At 74.3% G+C, this 14,105-nt stretch carries 14 protein-coding genes; 7 read left to right on the top strand and 7 right to left on the bottom strand.

Annotation, left to right across the window (positions count from 1 at the left end):
• Positions 1 to 251: 251 nt before the first annotated feature.
• Positions 252 to 938: a DUF461 domain-containing protein gene (locus AB0M03_RS34370; protein ID WP_363499254.1), complete on the top strand. Its 687-nt coding sequence runs from the start codon at positions 252 to 254 to the stop codon at positions 936 to 938.
• 94 nt (positions 939 to 1,032) lie between these two features.
• Here AB0M03_RS34370 and AB0M03_RS34365 read toward each other — a convergent pair whose 3' ends face one another.
• Together AB0M03_RS34365 and AB0M03_RS34360 are read right to left on the bottom strand one after the other, a co-directional pair.
• Positions 1,033 to 1,728, bottom strand: coding sequence for a response regulator transcription factor (locus tag AB0M03_RS34365; RefSeq protein ID WP_363499251.1), 696 nt, complete (start codon positions 1,726 to 1,728; stop codon positions 1,033 to 1,035).
• A complete protein-coding gene (locus AB0M03_RS34360) occupies positions 1,725 to 3,029 on the bottom strand; it encodes an ATP-binding protein (RefSeq protein WP_363499248.1) in 1,305 nt (434 codons plus the stop codon). Before AB0M03_RS34360 ends, AB0M03_RS34365 begins: the two co-directional genes overlap by 4 nt.
• A 296-nt stretch (positions 3,030 to 3,325) precedes the next feature.
• Between AB0M03_RS34360 and phoU the strand changes: the two genes are divergently transcribed.
• Positions 3,326 to 4,015 (top strand): phosphate signaling complex protein PhoU, encoded by a 690-nt coding sequence (gene phoU / locus AB0M03_RS34355; protein WP_363499245.1) that lies wholly within the window; start codon positions 3,326 to 3,328, stop codon positions 4,013 to 4,015.
• A gap of 228 nt (positions 4,016 to 4,243) precedes the next feature.
• Complete coding sequence (locus tag AB0M03_RS34350) at positions 4,244 to 4,423, top strand: hypothetical protein (protein ID WP_363499242.1); 180 nt, start codon at positions 4,244 to 4,246, stop codon at positions 4,421 to 4,423.
• Between the two features lie 133 nt (positions 4,424 to 4,556).
• On the opposite strand, the gene AB0M03_RS34345 is transcribed toward AB0M03_RS34350, so the two are convergent.
• Complete coding sequence (locus AB0M03_RS34345; protein WP_363499239.1) at positions 4,557 to 5,144, bottom strand: lytic polysaccharide monooxygenase; 588 nt, start codon at positions 5,142 to 5,144, stop codon at positions 4,557 to 4,559.
• A 312-nt stretch (positions 5,145 to 5,456) separates the two neighbouring features.
• Here AB0M03_RS34345 and AB0M03_RS34340 point away from each other — a divergent pair, with 312 nt between their 5' ends.
• Positions 5,457 to 5,927: an Imm21 family immunity protein gene (locus AB0M03_RS34340; protein ID WP_363499236.1), complete on the top strand. Its 471-nt coding sequence runs from the start codon at positions 5,457 to 5,459 to the stop codon at positions 5,925 to 5,927.
• An 86-nt stretch (positions 5,928 to 6,013) separates the two neighbouring features.
• On the opposite strand, the gene AB0M03_RS34335 is transcribed toward AB0M03_RS34340, so the two are convergent.
• Entirely contained in the window at positions 6,014 to 6,772 is a 759-nt protein-coding gene (locus AB0M03_RS34335) for a phosphoglyceromutase (RefSeq protein WP_363499233.1), read from the bottom strand.
• Positions 6,773 to 6,922: 150 nt separating this feature from the next.
• On the opposite strand from AB0M03_RS34335, the gene AB0M03_RS34330 reads away from it, so the two are divergent.
• The gene (locus AB0M03_RS34330; protein WP_363499230.1) at positions 6,923 to 8,191 is read left to right on the top strand and encodes an MFS transporter; all 1,269 of its coding nucleotides are present in this window, start codon (positions 6,923 to 6,925) and stop codon (positions 8,189 to 8,191) included.
• Here the strand turns inward: AB0M03_RS34330 and AB0M03_RS34325 are convergent.
• On the bottom strand, positions 8,178 to 8,735 hold the full coding sequence (locus AB0M03_RS34325; protein ID WP_363499227.1) for a YbjN domain-containing protein: 558 nt from the start codon (positions 8,733 to 8,735) through the stop codon (positions 8,178 to 8,180). The two genes, AB0M03_RS34330 and AB0M03_RS34325, sit on opposite strands and share 14 nt — an antisense overlap.
• 148 nt (positions 8,736 to 8,883) lie before the next feature.
• Positions 8,884 to 10,203 (bottom strand): D-inositol-3-phosphate glycosyltransferase, encoded by a 1,320-nt coding sequence (mshA, locus tag AB0M03_RS34320; protein ID WP_363499291.1) that lies wholly within the window; start codon positions 10,201 to 10,203, stop codon positions 8,884 to 8,886.
• 350 nt (positions 10,204 to 10,553) lie between these two features.
• Here mshA and AB0M03_RS34315 point away from each other — a divergent pair, with 350 nt between their 5' ends.
• A complete protein-coding gene (locus AB0M03_RS34315) occupies positions 10,554 to 11,372 on the top strand; it encodes a class I SAM-dependent methyltransferase (protein ID WP_363499224.1) in 819 nt (272 codons plus the stop codon).
• A 223-nt stretch (positions 11,373 to 11,595) separates the two neighbouring features.
• Here AB0M03_RS34315 and AB0M03_RS34310 read toward each other — a convergent pair whose 3' ends face one another.
• A complete protein-coding gene (locus AB0M03_RS34310) occupies positions 11,596 to 12,144 on the bottom strand; it encodes an O-acetyl-ADP-ribose deacetylase (RefSeq protein ID WP_363499221.1) in 549 nt (182 codons plus the stop codon).
• A 214-nt stretch (positions 12,145 to 12,358) separates the two neighbouring features.
• Here AB0M03_RS34310 and AB0M03_RS34305 point away from each other — a divergent pair, with 214 nt between their 5' ends.
• Positions 12,359 to 13,984, top strand: a complete 1,626-nt coding sequence (locus AB0M03_RS34305; protein ID WP_363499218.1) for a SpoIIE family protein phosphatase — start codon at positions 12,359 to 12,361, stop codon at positions 13,982 to 13,984.
• The last annotated feature ends 121 nt before the right edge of the window (positions 13,985 to 14,105 follow it).

Genomic DNA, 14,105 nt, shown 5'->3' with positions numbered 1-14,105 from the left:
TTGAGTTTTCGTCCGTTCCGCCGCCGTGTCCGAACCGTTATCCGTCGCACCGCCCGACCGGACCGGTGTGACCTGCGCCGGTTCGTGGGCGTCCCGGAGCGCTGGCGGAGCGTGCTGCGCGTGCGCACGGACGGCGCTCCGCGACACGGGGCCACCCCGTGGGAGGCGGGCGTAAGCGGTCGGTAGTCTGATCGCTGACCACCGCCACGTGATCCACATCCGTGATCCACATCCAAGGAGAATCCGCCGCCGTGAGCCGGAGCCTTCGACGCGGCGCGATCGCCGCCCTCGTCCTCGCCACCGTTGTTCCGCTGTCCGCCTGCGCGGCCGGCAACGACGCGGAGACCCTGCAGATCAAGCCGGACACCGCGGCCACCTCCATCGGCCAGGACCTCCGCCTCAACAACATCGTGCTGGTGACCGAGAAGGGCGCCTCCTCGGACGAGGCCGGCCCGGCCAACCTGACGGTCAACATCGCCAACACCGGCTCCGCCCCCGAGGTGCTGCAGGCCGTCTCGGTGGAGGGCGCGGGCGCCGCCACCTTCACCGACGCCAAGGGCGCGACCGTCTCCGAGATCGTCATCCCGGCCGGCGGTGCGGTGCTGCTCGGCGGCGAGGGCCAGCCGGCCGTCCACCTCAAGTCGGCCAAGCTGCCGGTGGGCGGCTACGCCGCGACCGACTTCACCTTCAAGACCAACGGCAAGGTCGGCGTCCCGGTCGGCGTGGTCCCGGCCGCCGGTCTGTACGCCTCCTTCGGCCCGAAGGCCGAGCCCAAGGCCGAGCCGACCGCCAAGCCCTCCGGTTCGGCCTCGGCCACCGCCTCCCCGACCGGTTCGGCCTCCGCCACTGCCACCGGCTCGGCGAGCCCGACCGCCACGGCGACCGGTTCGGCCACCGCCACCGGTTCGCCGACCGCGACGGCCGCCGCGGCCCACTGAGCCGCCGCGCAGCCGCGCACTCCGCGAAACGGCCGAGGGCCCCGCACGGTGCGGGGCCCTCGGCCGTCGGTCGTCCTGCTCCGTCCGGGCCGGTCTACGGCTCGAACTTGTAGCCCAGGCCGCGGACGGTCACCAGGTAGCGCGGCGCGCCCGGGTCCGGCTCGATCTTGGCGCGCAGCCGCTTGACGTGGACGTCCAGGGTCTTGGTGTCGCCGACGTAGTCCGCGCCCCAGACCCGGTCGATCAGCTGCATCCGGGTGAGCACCCGGCCGGCGTTGCGGAGCAGCATCTCCAGCAGGTCGAACTCCTTGAGCGGCAGGTCGACCTTGGCGCCGTCCACCGTCACCACGTGCCGGTCGACGTCCATCCGGACCGGGCCCGCCTCCAGCGCGCCCGGGCCGCTGCCGTCGCCGTTGCCGTTGCCGTCCTCGCCGCGGCGGCGCAGCACCGCGCGGATGCGGGCGACCAGCTCACGGGTGGAGTAGGGCTTGGTGACGTAGTCGTCCGCCCCTATCTCCAACCCGACGACCTTGTCGATCTCACTGTCCTTGGCGGTGACCATGATCACCGGAACGCTGGAGCGGACCCGCAGCTGGCGGCAGACCTCGGTGCCCGGCAGGCCCGGCAGCATCAGGTCGAGCAGCACCAGGTCGGCGCCGTTGCGCTCGAACTGCTCCAGCGCGTCGGGGCCGGTGGCCGCGACGGCCACCTCGAATCCCTCCTTGCGGAGCATGTACGAGAGGGCGTCGCTGAACGACTCCTCGTCCTCGACCACCAGTACTCGGGTCACGATCGGGCCTCCGGGGCAGGAAGGGGGGTTGGTGCGGTCTGTTCGGTCGTCCCGCCCGCCTCGGCGGGCGGGACGGTCTCGCGGTCGCCGGCCGGGGCCTGCCCGGCCGGGAGCCGCAGGGTGAAGGTGGAACCCTGGCCCTCGACGCTCCACACCGCCACGGTGCCGCGGTGCGAGGCCGCGACGTGCTTGACGATGGAGAGGCCGAGGCCGGTTCCGCCGGTGGCCCGCGAGCGGGCCGGGTCCACCCGGTAGAAGCGTTCGAAGATGCGCTCGCGGTCCTTCTCCGAGATGCCGATTCCCTGGTCGGTCACCGAGATCTCGATCAGCTCGCCGTCGGCCTCGCCGAGGGCGGCGGCACTGGAGATGCGGCGGGTGGCGATGGCCACCCTGGTCCGCGGCGGGCTGTAGTTGACGGCGTTCTCGACGAGGTTGCCGAGCGCGGCCGCGAGCTGGCCGCGGTTGCCGTGCAGGTAGAGGCCGCCGGTGCCGCCGGCGGCGATGAGGATCTGCTTGGCGGCGGCGGGCTGGCGGCAGCGGTCGATCGCCTCGGCGATCAGCTCGTCGACCGGCACCGGCTCGGGGTCGACCAGCCGCTGGTCGTCCTGGACCCGGGACAGGTCGATGATCTCCTGGACGAGGCTGGCCAGCCGGGTCGCCTCGATCTGCATCCGGCCGGCGAAGCGCTGGACGGCCTCCGGGTCGTCGGAGGCGTCCGCGACGGCCTCGGAGAGCAGGGAGAGCGCGCCGACCGGGGTCTTGAGCTCGTGCGAGACGTTGGCCACGAAGTCGCGGCGGATCGCCTCGATCCGGCGGCGCTCGGTGAGGTCCTCGACGAGCACCAGCACCAGCCGGGAGCCGAGCGGGGCGACCCGGACGGAGACCGCCAGCGGTTCGGCGGCTCTGGCGCCGCCCGGCCGGGGCACCTCCAGTTCGACCTGGCGGATCTCGCCGTCCCTGCGGGTCGAGCGGGCCAGCGAGAGCATCGGGTCGACGGCCATCGCGCCGCCGCGGACCAGACCCATCGCGTACGCGGCGGAGCTGGCCTTGACCACCTCGTCGCCCTCCCCGAGCACGATCGCGCAGGAGCGCAGCACGGAGAGCACGGTGTCCACACCGGGTGGAAGAGGGGTGTCGTACGCCAGGAGCCCGCTGCTCCCGGCCCTGCCGGCGGTGCCGCCCCTGGGGGTGAAACCGCGGGCCTGCTCGCGCTCGCTCCAGCGGAAGGCGATGGCGGCCGTGAGACCGACGCCGAGCCCGGCTATGGCGCAGGCAGCGGCGGTGGCCACATTCACGTCCATGTCATTCAGCCTAAGCGCAAGGTGGGAGGGCTCCCCAAGGGTGCGATCAAGGGATCGGCCACGCGTTGCCGAGAATTCACCTTCAGTCCTCTGCCGGTTCACTGCGGAGGTCGTGCGCGGTCGCCCGAACGGGCCAGTGTGGTCAAGCAAGCCCGTGCGGGCGGTGACGCGGCTACCATTCGCGCCACCAGCAGCGGCCGTCCTTCCGGACGGGCCGGTCGGCACCGCCACCGACAGAGCTACTGACGGACCGGCCGCCCCTTGTAGCGGGGCGGGCGGCCAGGAGGAGAAGAAGCATGCGCGACCAGTACCACGAGGAACTCGACTCGATCAGCGACGGCCTGGTCGAGCTCGCCCGGCTGGTCGGCTCGGCCATGGGCCGGGCCACCACCGCGCTGCTCGACGCCGACCTGGAGCTGGCGGAGAGCGTCATCGCCGCGGACGAGAAGGTCAACGACCTCCACCACGACCTGGAGAACCGGGCCATCGACCTGCTGGCCCGGCAGCAGCCCGTCGCGACCGACCTGCGCATCGTGGTCACCAGCCTGCGGATGAGCGCCGACCTGGAGCGCTGCGGAGACCTGGCCCGGCACGTGGCCAAGGTGGCCCGGCTGCGCTACCCCGAGTCGGCGGTGCCCAACGACCTGCACCCGATCGTGCTGGAGATGGGGCAGCTGGCGCAGCGCCTGGTCGCCAAGGCCGGTCTGGTGATCTCCACCAAGGACGTGGACGCCGCGCTGGAGCTGGAGCGGGACGACGACGCGATCGACGCGCTGCACCGCGAGCTGTTCTCGCACCTGCTGGACGACCGCTGGCAGCACGGCATCGAGACCGCGGTGGACGTCACCCTGGTCGGCCGGTACTACGAGCGGTTCGCGGACCACGCGGTGTCGGTGGCCAAGCGGGTGGTCTACCTGGTGACCGGCGAGCACGCCGACGAGTTCGCCGCGGAGGTGGCTGCGACCGCCGCCGTCCAGCTGGACTGACGGCCGCCCGGCGGCCCGTCGATCGAGGCCGTCCGGCCGCCCGTCGGACGGGCCGGTGCGGGGGCGGGGGCGCACGCGTGCGCGGGCGCCCTGTCCCTGCGCGCCCGTTGACGCCCCGGTCGGGGCCGGTCTTCACTCGTACCAGGCATGCCGACGTGTGTCGCGTGCCGTGGTGCGCCGTCGACTGCGCTCGTGCCGTCGACCGCCGTCGATGAGGAGGCCAGCGCGATGAAGGCAACCCGGACCCAGACCACGCCCGAGGCGGGCACCGCCGCACCGCCCTCCGTGAAGCTGCTGCCGGTCGTCGCCGCGGGCTGCGGCTGCGGGCCGGGCTGCGGCTGCGGCTGCCAGTCCGGAGCACCGTGCCAGTGCGGCGGCGCCGACGGGGGCTGCTGCGGCGGCCACTGACGGCGCCTGCGAGCGGCGAGAACACTGCCCGAGCCGTAGGGGCCGCCTGCGAGCGGCGAAGTCACAGCCCTGCCCGGACCGCGGTCTCCGCGATCCGGGCGGGGCAGTTCCGTCCACGGCCGTGGGGCTCGGGTCAGAAGGTGACGTCCATGCACTGGTAGAAGGCGTTGCCGGTGTCGGCGATGTCCCAGATCGCCAGGACCACCTGGTGGCCGGTGCGGCCGGACGGCAGGGTGGCGGTGTGGCTCAGCGTGGCGGGCGGCTGGGCGCCGTTGTAGGGGACGGTCAGGAAGGGCGTGGCGTCCAGGTTGGCACGGGTCAGCTTGGTGCTCGCGCTGTAGCCGGGCCTGGTGAGGTAGTAGCGGAACTGCGTGGTCGCGTGGCGGGCGGTGAACTTCCAGGTGAAGGTGAGCCGCTGGCCGGCGCTGACCTTCGTGCTGGGCCAGCCGCCGCCGCGCGGGTCGTCGAGCTGGGCGAACCGGCTGTTGCCGCCGGCGCAGAGGGTGCCGTCGGCCGGGCCGCGCGACGGGAAGCCCTTGGGGCCCTCCACGCTCTGCGGCTCCCACCGGATGTCGCCGCAGTTGGCGACCGTGCCGGCCGCGCACAGGGCGGCCCGGCTGGGCGGGGTGGTGACCCAGCCGTGCGAGTGCGCGGGGATCGCGGTGGCGAACGGGACGGCGACGGCCGCGGCAACGGCCGCGAGGACGTGACGCTTGCGCATGGTGCTCCCTCCGTGGGGGTGGATGGAGTGTGCGTGTGCGTGGACGTGCTGGAACACCCGGCGGGCAGCGCGCAGTGCGGGGTTTGGCGTGCTCGCGCCAGGTATGGATCACCACGCTAGAAGCGCCGCCGCCGACCGTCAATGGTCTGAACCAGTCTGCGCCGCAACCGATCTGACACCGCATCGGCCGCGGCAGGACACGAGAAGGCCCGGCGAGGTCACAGGCACCGGGCACAATCCGATCCGTGAGCCGGCCGGGCACGCCACGTCTGCGAGAGGTTCGACCCCTCGACACCGAACGGGAGAGACGCAATGACGAAGACGACGGACTGGCTCGACGGGACGGACTTCGGCTACTACGCCCTGTGCCCCGAGCACGGTCTGGCGGGCTGGGACGGCACGGAGGCGAACGAGGTCTTCCAGGAGTTCGTCGGCAGGATCGAGCTCCCCGACGGCAGCGAGGTTCTCACGATCGGCGGGGAGGCGCTTCCCGTGCTCTACCTCCCCGAGGACATGACCTTCGTCCAGTGCCACGGCTCCGACGACGACACCGGCCTGCGCGAGGAGGTGGAGCGGGCCGTTGAGGCACCGGGCTGGCAGGACGCCGTCGAGATCACCCTGGGAGGGCAGTACCGCCTCATCGACTCCGGGGTGCCCGGGGCCGACACGGAGGAGGAGTACTCGATCCGCGTCGACATTCCCCACGGCCGGTACCGGGTGCGGACCCTCTTCGTCGACACCTCGGCGGGCATGCACTACCTGCACCGACTGGTCGCCCTCTGAGCTGAGGTCCCACAGAGGGCCCAGGCCGTGAAAATGCCCCCGCCCCGCGCCGTATGCGCAGGCCGGGGGCATGATCACGCAAGCTGCTACTTCTTGCCCTGGTTCTTGACCGCCTCGATGGCGGCGGCGGCGGCCTCGGCGTCGAGGTAGCGGCCGCCCGGGGTGACCGGCTTGAAGTCGGCGTCGAGCTCGTAGACGAGCGGGATGCCGGTGGGGATGTTCAGGCCGGCGATGGCCTCGTCGGAGATGCCGTCCAGGTGCTTGACCAGCGCGCGGAGGCTGTTGCCGTGGGCGGTGACCAGGACGGTGCGGCCGGCGGCGAGGTCCGGGACGATCGCGTCGTACCAGTACGGGAGCATCCGCTCGACGACGTCCTTGAGGCACTCGGTGCGCGGGCGCAGCTCGCTCGGGATCTCGGCGTAGCGGGCGTCGCCGGCCTGCGAGTACTCGTTGTCGTCGGCCAGCACCGGCGGCGGGGTGTCGTACGAGCGGCGCCAGAGCTGGAACTGCTCCTCGCCGAACTCGGCGAGGGTCTGGGCCTTGTCCTTGCCCTGCAGGGCGCCGTAGTGGCGCTCGTTGAGGCGCCAGCTGCGGCTGACCGGGATCCAGTGGCGGTCGGCCTTGTCGAGCGCGATCTGGGAGGTGCGGATGGCGCGGCGCAGCAGCGAGGTGTGCACCACGTCGGGGAGGAGGCCCTCGGCGAGGAGGAGCTCGCCGCCGCGGGCCGCCTCCTTCTCGCCCTTCTCGTTGAGGTCGACGTCGACCCAGCCGGTGAAGAGGTTCTTCTGGTTCCACTGGCTCTCGCCGTGGCGGAGCAGGATGAGTCGGTAGGTCGTGTCAGCCATGGGCGCCAGTTTAGAGGAGGCGGTTATCCGCTGGTCGGACCGTCTCATCCCGAGTAATGTCCAGCTGTCACTTGTGCCACTTACCGCCACGGTCGGCCGGCCCGTCCCGCCTGCCTCCGTGCGCCGGTCAGCCCTGCCCGGGAGCCGCCGATGTCCGCCGCCGTCCGTCTGCGCAGCACCGTCTCGGAGGCGGTGGGCGGGCTGCCCCGCCCGTTCTGGTGGCTCTGGACGTCGACCCTGGTGAACCGCCTCGGCGGCTTCGTGGTGACCTTCCTCGCGCTCTACCTGACCGGCGACCGGGGCTTCTCCCCCGCGTACGCGGGTCTGGTGGCCTCGCTGTTCGGCCTGGGTTCGGCGATCGCAGCGGTGGCGGGCGGCGTGCTCGCCGACCGCTGGGGCCGGCGCCCGACCCTGCTCGCCGCGCAGCTGGGCACCGCGGTGTCCACGGCGGTGCTGGGCTTCTGCGAGGGCCGGGTGGCGATCGCGGTGACGGCCTTCCTGGTGGGCCTGGCGAGCAATGCCTCGCGGCCCGCCGTCTCGGCGATCATCGCGGACATCGTCCCGGCCGAGCACCGGGTGCGGGCGTACTCGCTGAACTACTGGGCGATCAACATCGGCTTCGGCGTCTCGGCGGCGGTCGCCGGCCTGATCGCCGCGCACGGCTACCTCGCACTCTTCCTGCTGGACGCGGCCTCCACGCTGGCCTGCGCGGTCGTGGTCTTCGTCCGCATCCCCGAGTCGCGCCCGGAGCGGCCGGGGGCACCGGCCGGTGCGTCCGCCGCGGAGCCGCGGACCGGCCTCGGCGCGGTGTTCCGCGACGGCCGCTTCATGGCGCTGGTCGCGGTGAACCTGCTGCTGGCTGTGGTCGCCCAGCAGGGCAGCACCACGCTGGCGGTGGACATGGGGCTGGCGGGCATCTCGGCGGCCCGGTACGGCCTGGTGATCGGCCTGAACGGCGTGCTCATCGTGGTCCTGCAGCTGCCGCTGACCCGCGCGATGGAGGGCCGCAGCCGGACCGGCCTGCTGGTGGCCAGCGCCCTGCTCACCGGCTGGGGCTTCGGCCTGACCGCACTGGCGGGCGGGTCTGCCGGCTTCTACGCCTTCACCGTGGCCGTCTGGACGATCGGCGAGATCATGGCGGCGCCGACCATGATGGGCCTGGTCGCGGAGCTGTCGCCGGCCCGTGCCCGCGGCCGCTACCAGGGCGTGTACTCGCTCTCCTGGTCGCTGGCCTCGTTCGTCGGCCCGGCGGCCGGCGGCTACCTGCTGGAGCACGCCGGCGGCCGGGCGGTGTGGGGTGCCTGCGCGGTCTTCGGGACGGTCGCGGCCGGCGCCTTCCTGATGCTGGGGCGGCGGCCCGCACCGGTGGCCGTGCCGGAGGGCCGGACCGCGGGGGCGGCCGAGCTCAGCCGGTCGTAGCCGTACCCGCCTCGGGCTCGGGCTCCGGCGCCGAGTCCGGGGCCGGCCCGGCGAGGTGCGCGAACGCCGCCAGGTTGCCGGTGGACTCGCCGCGCTTGGTGCGCCACTCCCACTCGCGGCGGATGGCGGTGGCGAAGCCCAGTTCGAGCAGGGTGTTGAACGGCTCGTCGGCGTTCTCCAGCACGGTGCCGAGCAGCCGGTCGACGGCGTCCGGGGTGAGCGCCTCCAGCGGCAGCCGTCCGGCGAGGTAGACGTCGCCGAGCCGGTCGATCGCGTACGCGACCCCGTACAGCCGGGTGTTGCGCTCCAGCAGCCAGCGGTAGACGCCCTCGTGGTTCTCGTCCGGGCGGCGGATCACGAAGGCGTTGACCGACAGCGTGTGGTCGCCGACCCGCAGCGCGCAGGTGGTGGAGAGCTTGCGGGTGCCGGGCAGCGTGGCGACCAGCGTGTACGGGTCGGTGACGGCCGGCTCCCAGCCCACCCCGGCCTCGTCGAGCGCGGTGCGCAGCAGGGTCAGCGCCTCGTCCTTGGTACGGATTGCCATGGGGGTGACGCTACTCGGCGGTACGGCGGGCGCGCAGCAGCCGCGGCCGGACCCGGCACGTGAGGAACGCCACCGCACCGGGCCCGGGGAGGCGCCCTCGGTGGGCACCCGTGCGCCTCCGAGGACGCGCCCCCGGGGAAGGCGCCCCCTACGCCTGGGTGAGCCGCAGGCCGCCCCGCCGCCCCATCGCCTGGGCGTACACCTCGGCGGTGGCGCGGGCCGCCGCGTCCCAGCCGAAGCCCGAGGCGTGGCGGGCCGCGGCCTCGCCGCGCTCCCGCACCAGCTCGGGGCGGGTGGCGTACGGCTCCAGGGCGTGCGCCCAGTCGGCCGGGTCGTGGCCGTGCACCAGGGTGCCGGTGACGCCGTCCCGGACGGCGACGGGCAGTCCGCCGACCGCGGCGGCGACGACCGGGGTGCCGCAGGCCTGCGCCTCCAGCGCCACCAGGCCGAAGGACTCGCTGTACGAGGGCATGACCAGCGCGGTCGCGGCGCGGTACCACTCGGCGAGGGCGGCCTGGCCGACCGGCGGGTGGAAGCGCACGACGTCCGAGATGCCGAGCTGGGCGGCCAGCTTGTGCAGGCTCTCCGGCTTGGCCAGGCCGGTGCCGGAGGGGCCGCCGACCACCGGGACGACCAGCTGCTCGCGCAGCTCCGGCCGCCGGGCCAGCAGCACCGCGACCGCCCTGAGCAGCACGTCCGGTGCCTTCAGCGGCTGTATTCGGCCGGCGAAGAGCAGCACGGCGGCGTCCTGCGGCAGGCCGAGGGCGGCCCGCGCCGCGGCGCGGCTGCCGGGCCGGAAGACGTCGAGGTTCACGCCGGGGTGGACGACCGCGAGCTGGTCGCCCCGGGCGTCGTAGTACTGGGAGAGTTCGGCGGCCTCCTCGGCGGTGTTGGCGATCAGCCGGTCGGCCGCCTCCACCACCTGGGTCTCGCCGATCACGCGGGCGGCCGGCTCGGGGGTGTCGCCCTCGGCGAGCGCCGCGTTCTTGACCTTCGCCATGGTGTGCATGGTGTGCACCAGCGGCACGCCCCAGCGCTCGGCGGCCAGCCAGCCGACGTGGCCGGACAGCCAGTAGTGCGAGTGCACCAGGTCGTAGTGGCCGGGGCGGTGGCCCGCCTCGGTGCGCAGCACGCCGTGGGTGAAGGCGCAGAGCTGGGCCGGGAGGTCCTCCTTGACCAGCCCCTCGTAGGGGCCGGCGGTGACGTGGCGGACCAGCACGCCGGGGGCGAGCTCGACGGTCGGCGCGTCGTCGGAGCTGATCGCCCGGGTGAACACCTCGACCTCGATGTTCAGGTCGGCGAGGCGCTTGGCCAGCTCCACGATGTAGACGTTCATGCCGCCGGCGTCGCCGGTGCCCGGCTGGTGCAGCGGCGAGGTGTGCACGCTCAGCATCGCGACCCGGCGCGGGCGCCGCGGCCGGCCGCCGACCAGCGCCTGCAGCCGGCCTCGGCGGGCCGCCTGGGCGATTGCGGCGGCCTGGGCGATCCCTGCCGCCTGTGCGAGCCGCTCTCGACGGGCCGTGCGTACGGGGTGCTGCGTCACCTGGCTGAAGCCTCCTCGTGCTCCCCGGTCGATGGTGCATCCGGTCGTGCGGGCGGGGGCGCGGGACGGTTGCGGCCGGGGGTCCGGCCGCGGCGGCCCGCGTCCGACGCACAGCCGCCCGGAACCGATCGTTCCGGGCGGACAGACGTCCAGTGTGCCAACCAGCGGGCCGGCGGCCGGTATTCCCGTCCCGCCGCACGTCCCGACCGCGGACCGCGGCGCCCTCCGGCGGACGGGCGGGCACCGGGCGCCCCGCCCCCGCGTACGCTGCGGGCATGGCCGCCTTCGACCCCTCCCCCGCCCGCGGGCCGCGCTCGACCCGCCCGGTCGGGACGGTGACCCGGGGCACGACCAACACCAACCGGCTGCGGCGGATGGACCGCTGGATCACCCACGCGCTCGCCCGGACGCTCCGCGCCGCCGACCGGCCCCCGATCGCCGTGGACCTCGGGTACGGCGCCGCCCCGTGGACGGCCGTCGAACTGGCCGCCCGGCTGCGCGCCGGCCGCCCGGACATCCGGGTCGTCGGCATCGAGATCGAACCCGCCCGGGTGGCGGCCGCCCTCCCGTACGCGGACCCGCCGCTGCTCACCTTCCGGCGCGGCGGCTTCGAGGTGCCGCTGGACGGCGCCTCGGCCCAGCTCATCCGGGCCGCCAACGTGCTGCGGCAGTACGAGGAGGAGGCGGTCGGCGCCGTCTGGGAGCGCCTCTGCGGGCGCCTCGCGCCGGACGGCCTGCTGGTCGAGGGCACCTGCGACGAGATCGGCCGCCGGCACGTCTGGGTCGCGCTCGGCCCCGAGGGCCCCCGCACGGTCACCTTCGCCGCCCGCCTCGCCGACCTGCAGACCCCGTCCGACCTGGCGGAACGGCTGCCGAAGGCACTGATCCACCACAACGTGCCGGGGCGGCCGGTGCACCGCTTCCTCACCGACTTCGACCGGGCGTGGGCGGCGGCCGCGCCGTACGCGGCGTTCGGGGCCCGGCAGCGCTGGGTGGCCGCCTGCTCGGCGCTGTCGCAGAGCTGGCCGCTGGTCGACACCCGCAGGTGGCGGCACGGGGAGGCCACCGTGGAGTGGGCCGCACTGGCTCCGTAGCGGCTTCTCTGTACGGCCAGACGGATTCACTCGAACGAGTTATCGAATTCCTCTGGCGTGTTGACGTCCCGTCACGCCACCATGGGGACATCGCACGAGCTGCCGTCCGTCACGTGAGGCTCCGTCAGCTCCTCTGCACGGCAAACCGCACACCCACCACACGCCAACCGCACACCGGGCACGCACCCGCACCGCACGCCGAAGGCCCGTGGGCCCGGCGGCCTCAGCCCTCCGACTCCAGCGCGCGCCACACCTGTTCGAACACCCCGTACACATCGGCACCGAAGAGCACGAACCGCACCTCCGCCACCTCGCCGGCCCGCCCCGCCGCCAGCTCGCCCGACACGGTCGTCAGGGCGATCCGGGCAGCGTCCTCCAGCGGCCACCCGAAGATCCCGGCCGAGATCGCCGGGAACGCCACCGAACGAGCACCCAGTTCCGCCGCCACCGCGAGCGACTCCCGATAGCAGGAGGCCAGCAGCCCAGCACGTTCCTCCCGGTCCTCCGCCAGAAAGACCGGCCCCACGGTGTGCACCACCCACCGGGCCGGCAACCGCCCGGCGGTCGTCGCGACGGCCCGGCCGGCCGGAAGGCCCTTGCCGTAGCGCGAGGCACGCAACCGACGGCAGTCCGCAAGGATCTCCGGACCGCCCCTGCGGTGGATCGCGCCGTCCACCCCGCCGCCGCCCAGCAGCGACGAGTTGGCGGCGTTCACCACCACGTCCACCTGCTGATCCGTGATGTCACCCTGAACAAGCGTGATCTGCGTCACCGCCAACGACCTCCCATCAGCCCCGCACGCACGGCCCTCACGGTAGCCGCGCACGCCGCCGACAGCGTGGCAAAAACCACAGCGGCGGCCGCCAGTCAGAGAAATCTCCGGAGATCACGTTATGGTCGCGAGAAGCTCCCCGACCCGCAGTGCCAGGCGGGCACTGCACGCGGACGTCAGCCGTTGGGCAGTCGGGGAAAGGAAGGATCGACCAATGCCCGCAACGGGAGACGGGCGGGCATCCGCTGCCGCAGGCAGGTTCGGTACCGCCGATGCCGCCGACACCGCGCACCGCGCAGGCACTGGCAGCAGTGCGTCCGCCTCCGCAGGCAGCCGCGCCGCCACCGGCCGCCCGGTCGCCCAGCGGGCCAAGGACACCGCGGGCACCCGCGCCGACTCCGCCGGCGCATCCGCGCAGCCCGAGGGCCCCCGCGAGCCGGCGCCGATACCGCATCCGCGGAGCACCTCCCCCGCCGCCGGGCTGCCGTCCGGCGAGGCGCCCTACCGGCTGCTGGTGATCGCGGACGGCGACACCGGGGACATCGGGCTGATCGAGACCCTGGTCGCCGACAGCGGCGCCCAGGTCGAGCTGCACCGCGCCGACGGCATCGAGCAGGCGGCCGAGCTGCTCGCCCCGCTGCCCATGGCGGCCCGCCGCGGCCGCAGCCGCCCGGTCGACTTCAACTGCGTGCTGCTCGACCTCGCCGCCCCGGCGCACGGCCGGCACTCCGGGCACCCCTCCGACGAACTCTTCCCGTCCGACGGCCTGGACGGGCTCCGCGAGCTGCGCCGCCGCGCCCCGCACGTCGCCCTGATCGTCCTCACCGACGCCGCCGGGGCCGAGCTCGGCGCCGCGGCCGTGGCCGCCGGCGCCCAGGACTTCCTGGTCAAGCGCGAGACGGACGGCCCGCTGCTGGCCCGCGCCCTGCGCTACGCGGTGGAGCGCAAGCGCGCCGACGAGTCGCACCGCCGCCTCGTCGAGGCCGAGCTGCGCGGGCAGGAGAACGCCCGCCTCCAGCGGCACCTGCTGCCCACCCCGCTGCTCGACGGCGCCGGGCTCGCCTTCACCCGCCGCTACCGCCCCGGCCGCCGCCGGGCCCTGCTCGGCGGCGACTTCTACGACGCCGTCCGCACCGACGACGGCACCGTACACGTCGTCATCGGCGACGTCTGCGGGCACGGCCCGGACGAGGCCGCCCTCGGCGTCGCCCTGCGGATAGCGTGGCGGACTCTGGTCTTCGCCGGGCTCACCGGCCAGGAGCTGCTCACCACCCTGCAGCACGTGCTGGAGCACGAGCGCCGCAGCGACGAGATCTTCGCCACCCTGTGCATGCTCGTCCTCGTACCGGGCGACCATGCCGACCAGGCCGACCCGGGCGGCCTCGGCGAGGCCGGGCCTGCCCCGGCCGACGGGGCCGCGACGCCCCGGGCGGAGCGCGCCAGGCTGTTCCTGGCCGGCCACCCGGCGCCGCTGCTGCTCGGCCCCGAGGGCCCTCCGCGGCTGCTGCCCGCCGACCAGGCGGGCCCGGCCCTCGGCCTGCTGCCGTGCGACGACGGCCTGGCGGCCTGGCCCGCCCAGGAGCTGGAGCTGCACCCCGGCTGGAGCCTGCTGCTCTACACCGACGGCCTGGTCGAGGGCCGGGTCGGCGCCGGCTCCCGGCGCCTCGGCCAGGACGGCCTGATCGAGCTGATCGCCGACCACCAGGCCGCCGGGCAGTCCCGGGGCAGGCTGGTCGACAGCGCACTCGCCGAGGTGGAGGAGCTGAACGGCGGTGCCCTGACCGACGACGTCGCCGTCCTGCTGCTGGAGCGCAATCCGGTGCCCGTGCTGATGGGCTGAGCACGCCGGCGGCCGAGCGGCCCGACCGGTTCACCGCCGACCGACCGGTACGCCGAGAGGGCGGCACCCCTGGGCAGACGGGGGCGCGCCCGCGGTGGGAGTGGCGGGCGCGGCCGGGGCG

The organism is Kitasatospora sp. NPDC051914 (assembly GCF_040680995.1).
Taxonomy (GTDB): Bacteria; Actinomycetota; Actinomycetes; order Streptomycetales; family Streptomycetaceae; genus Kitasatospora.
This window is presented reverse-complemented; position numbering and strand designations above follow the sequence as displayed.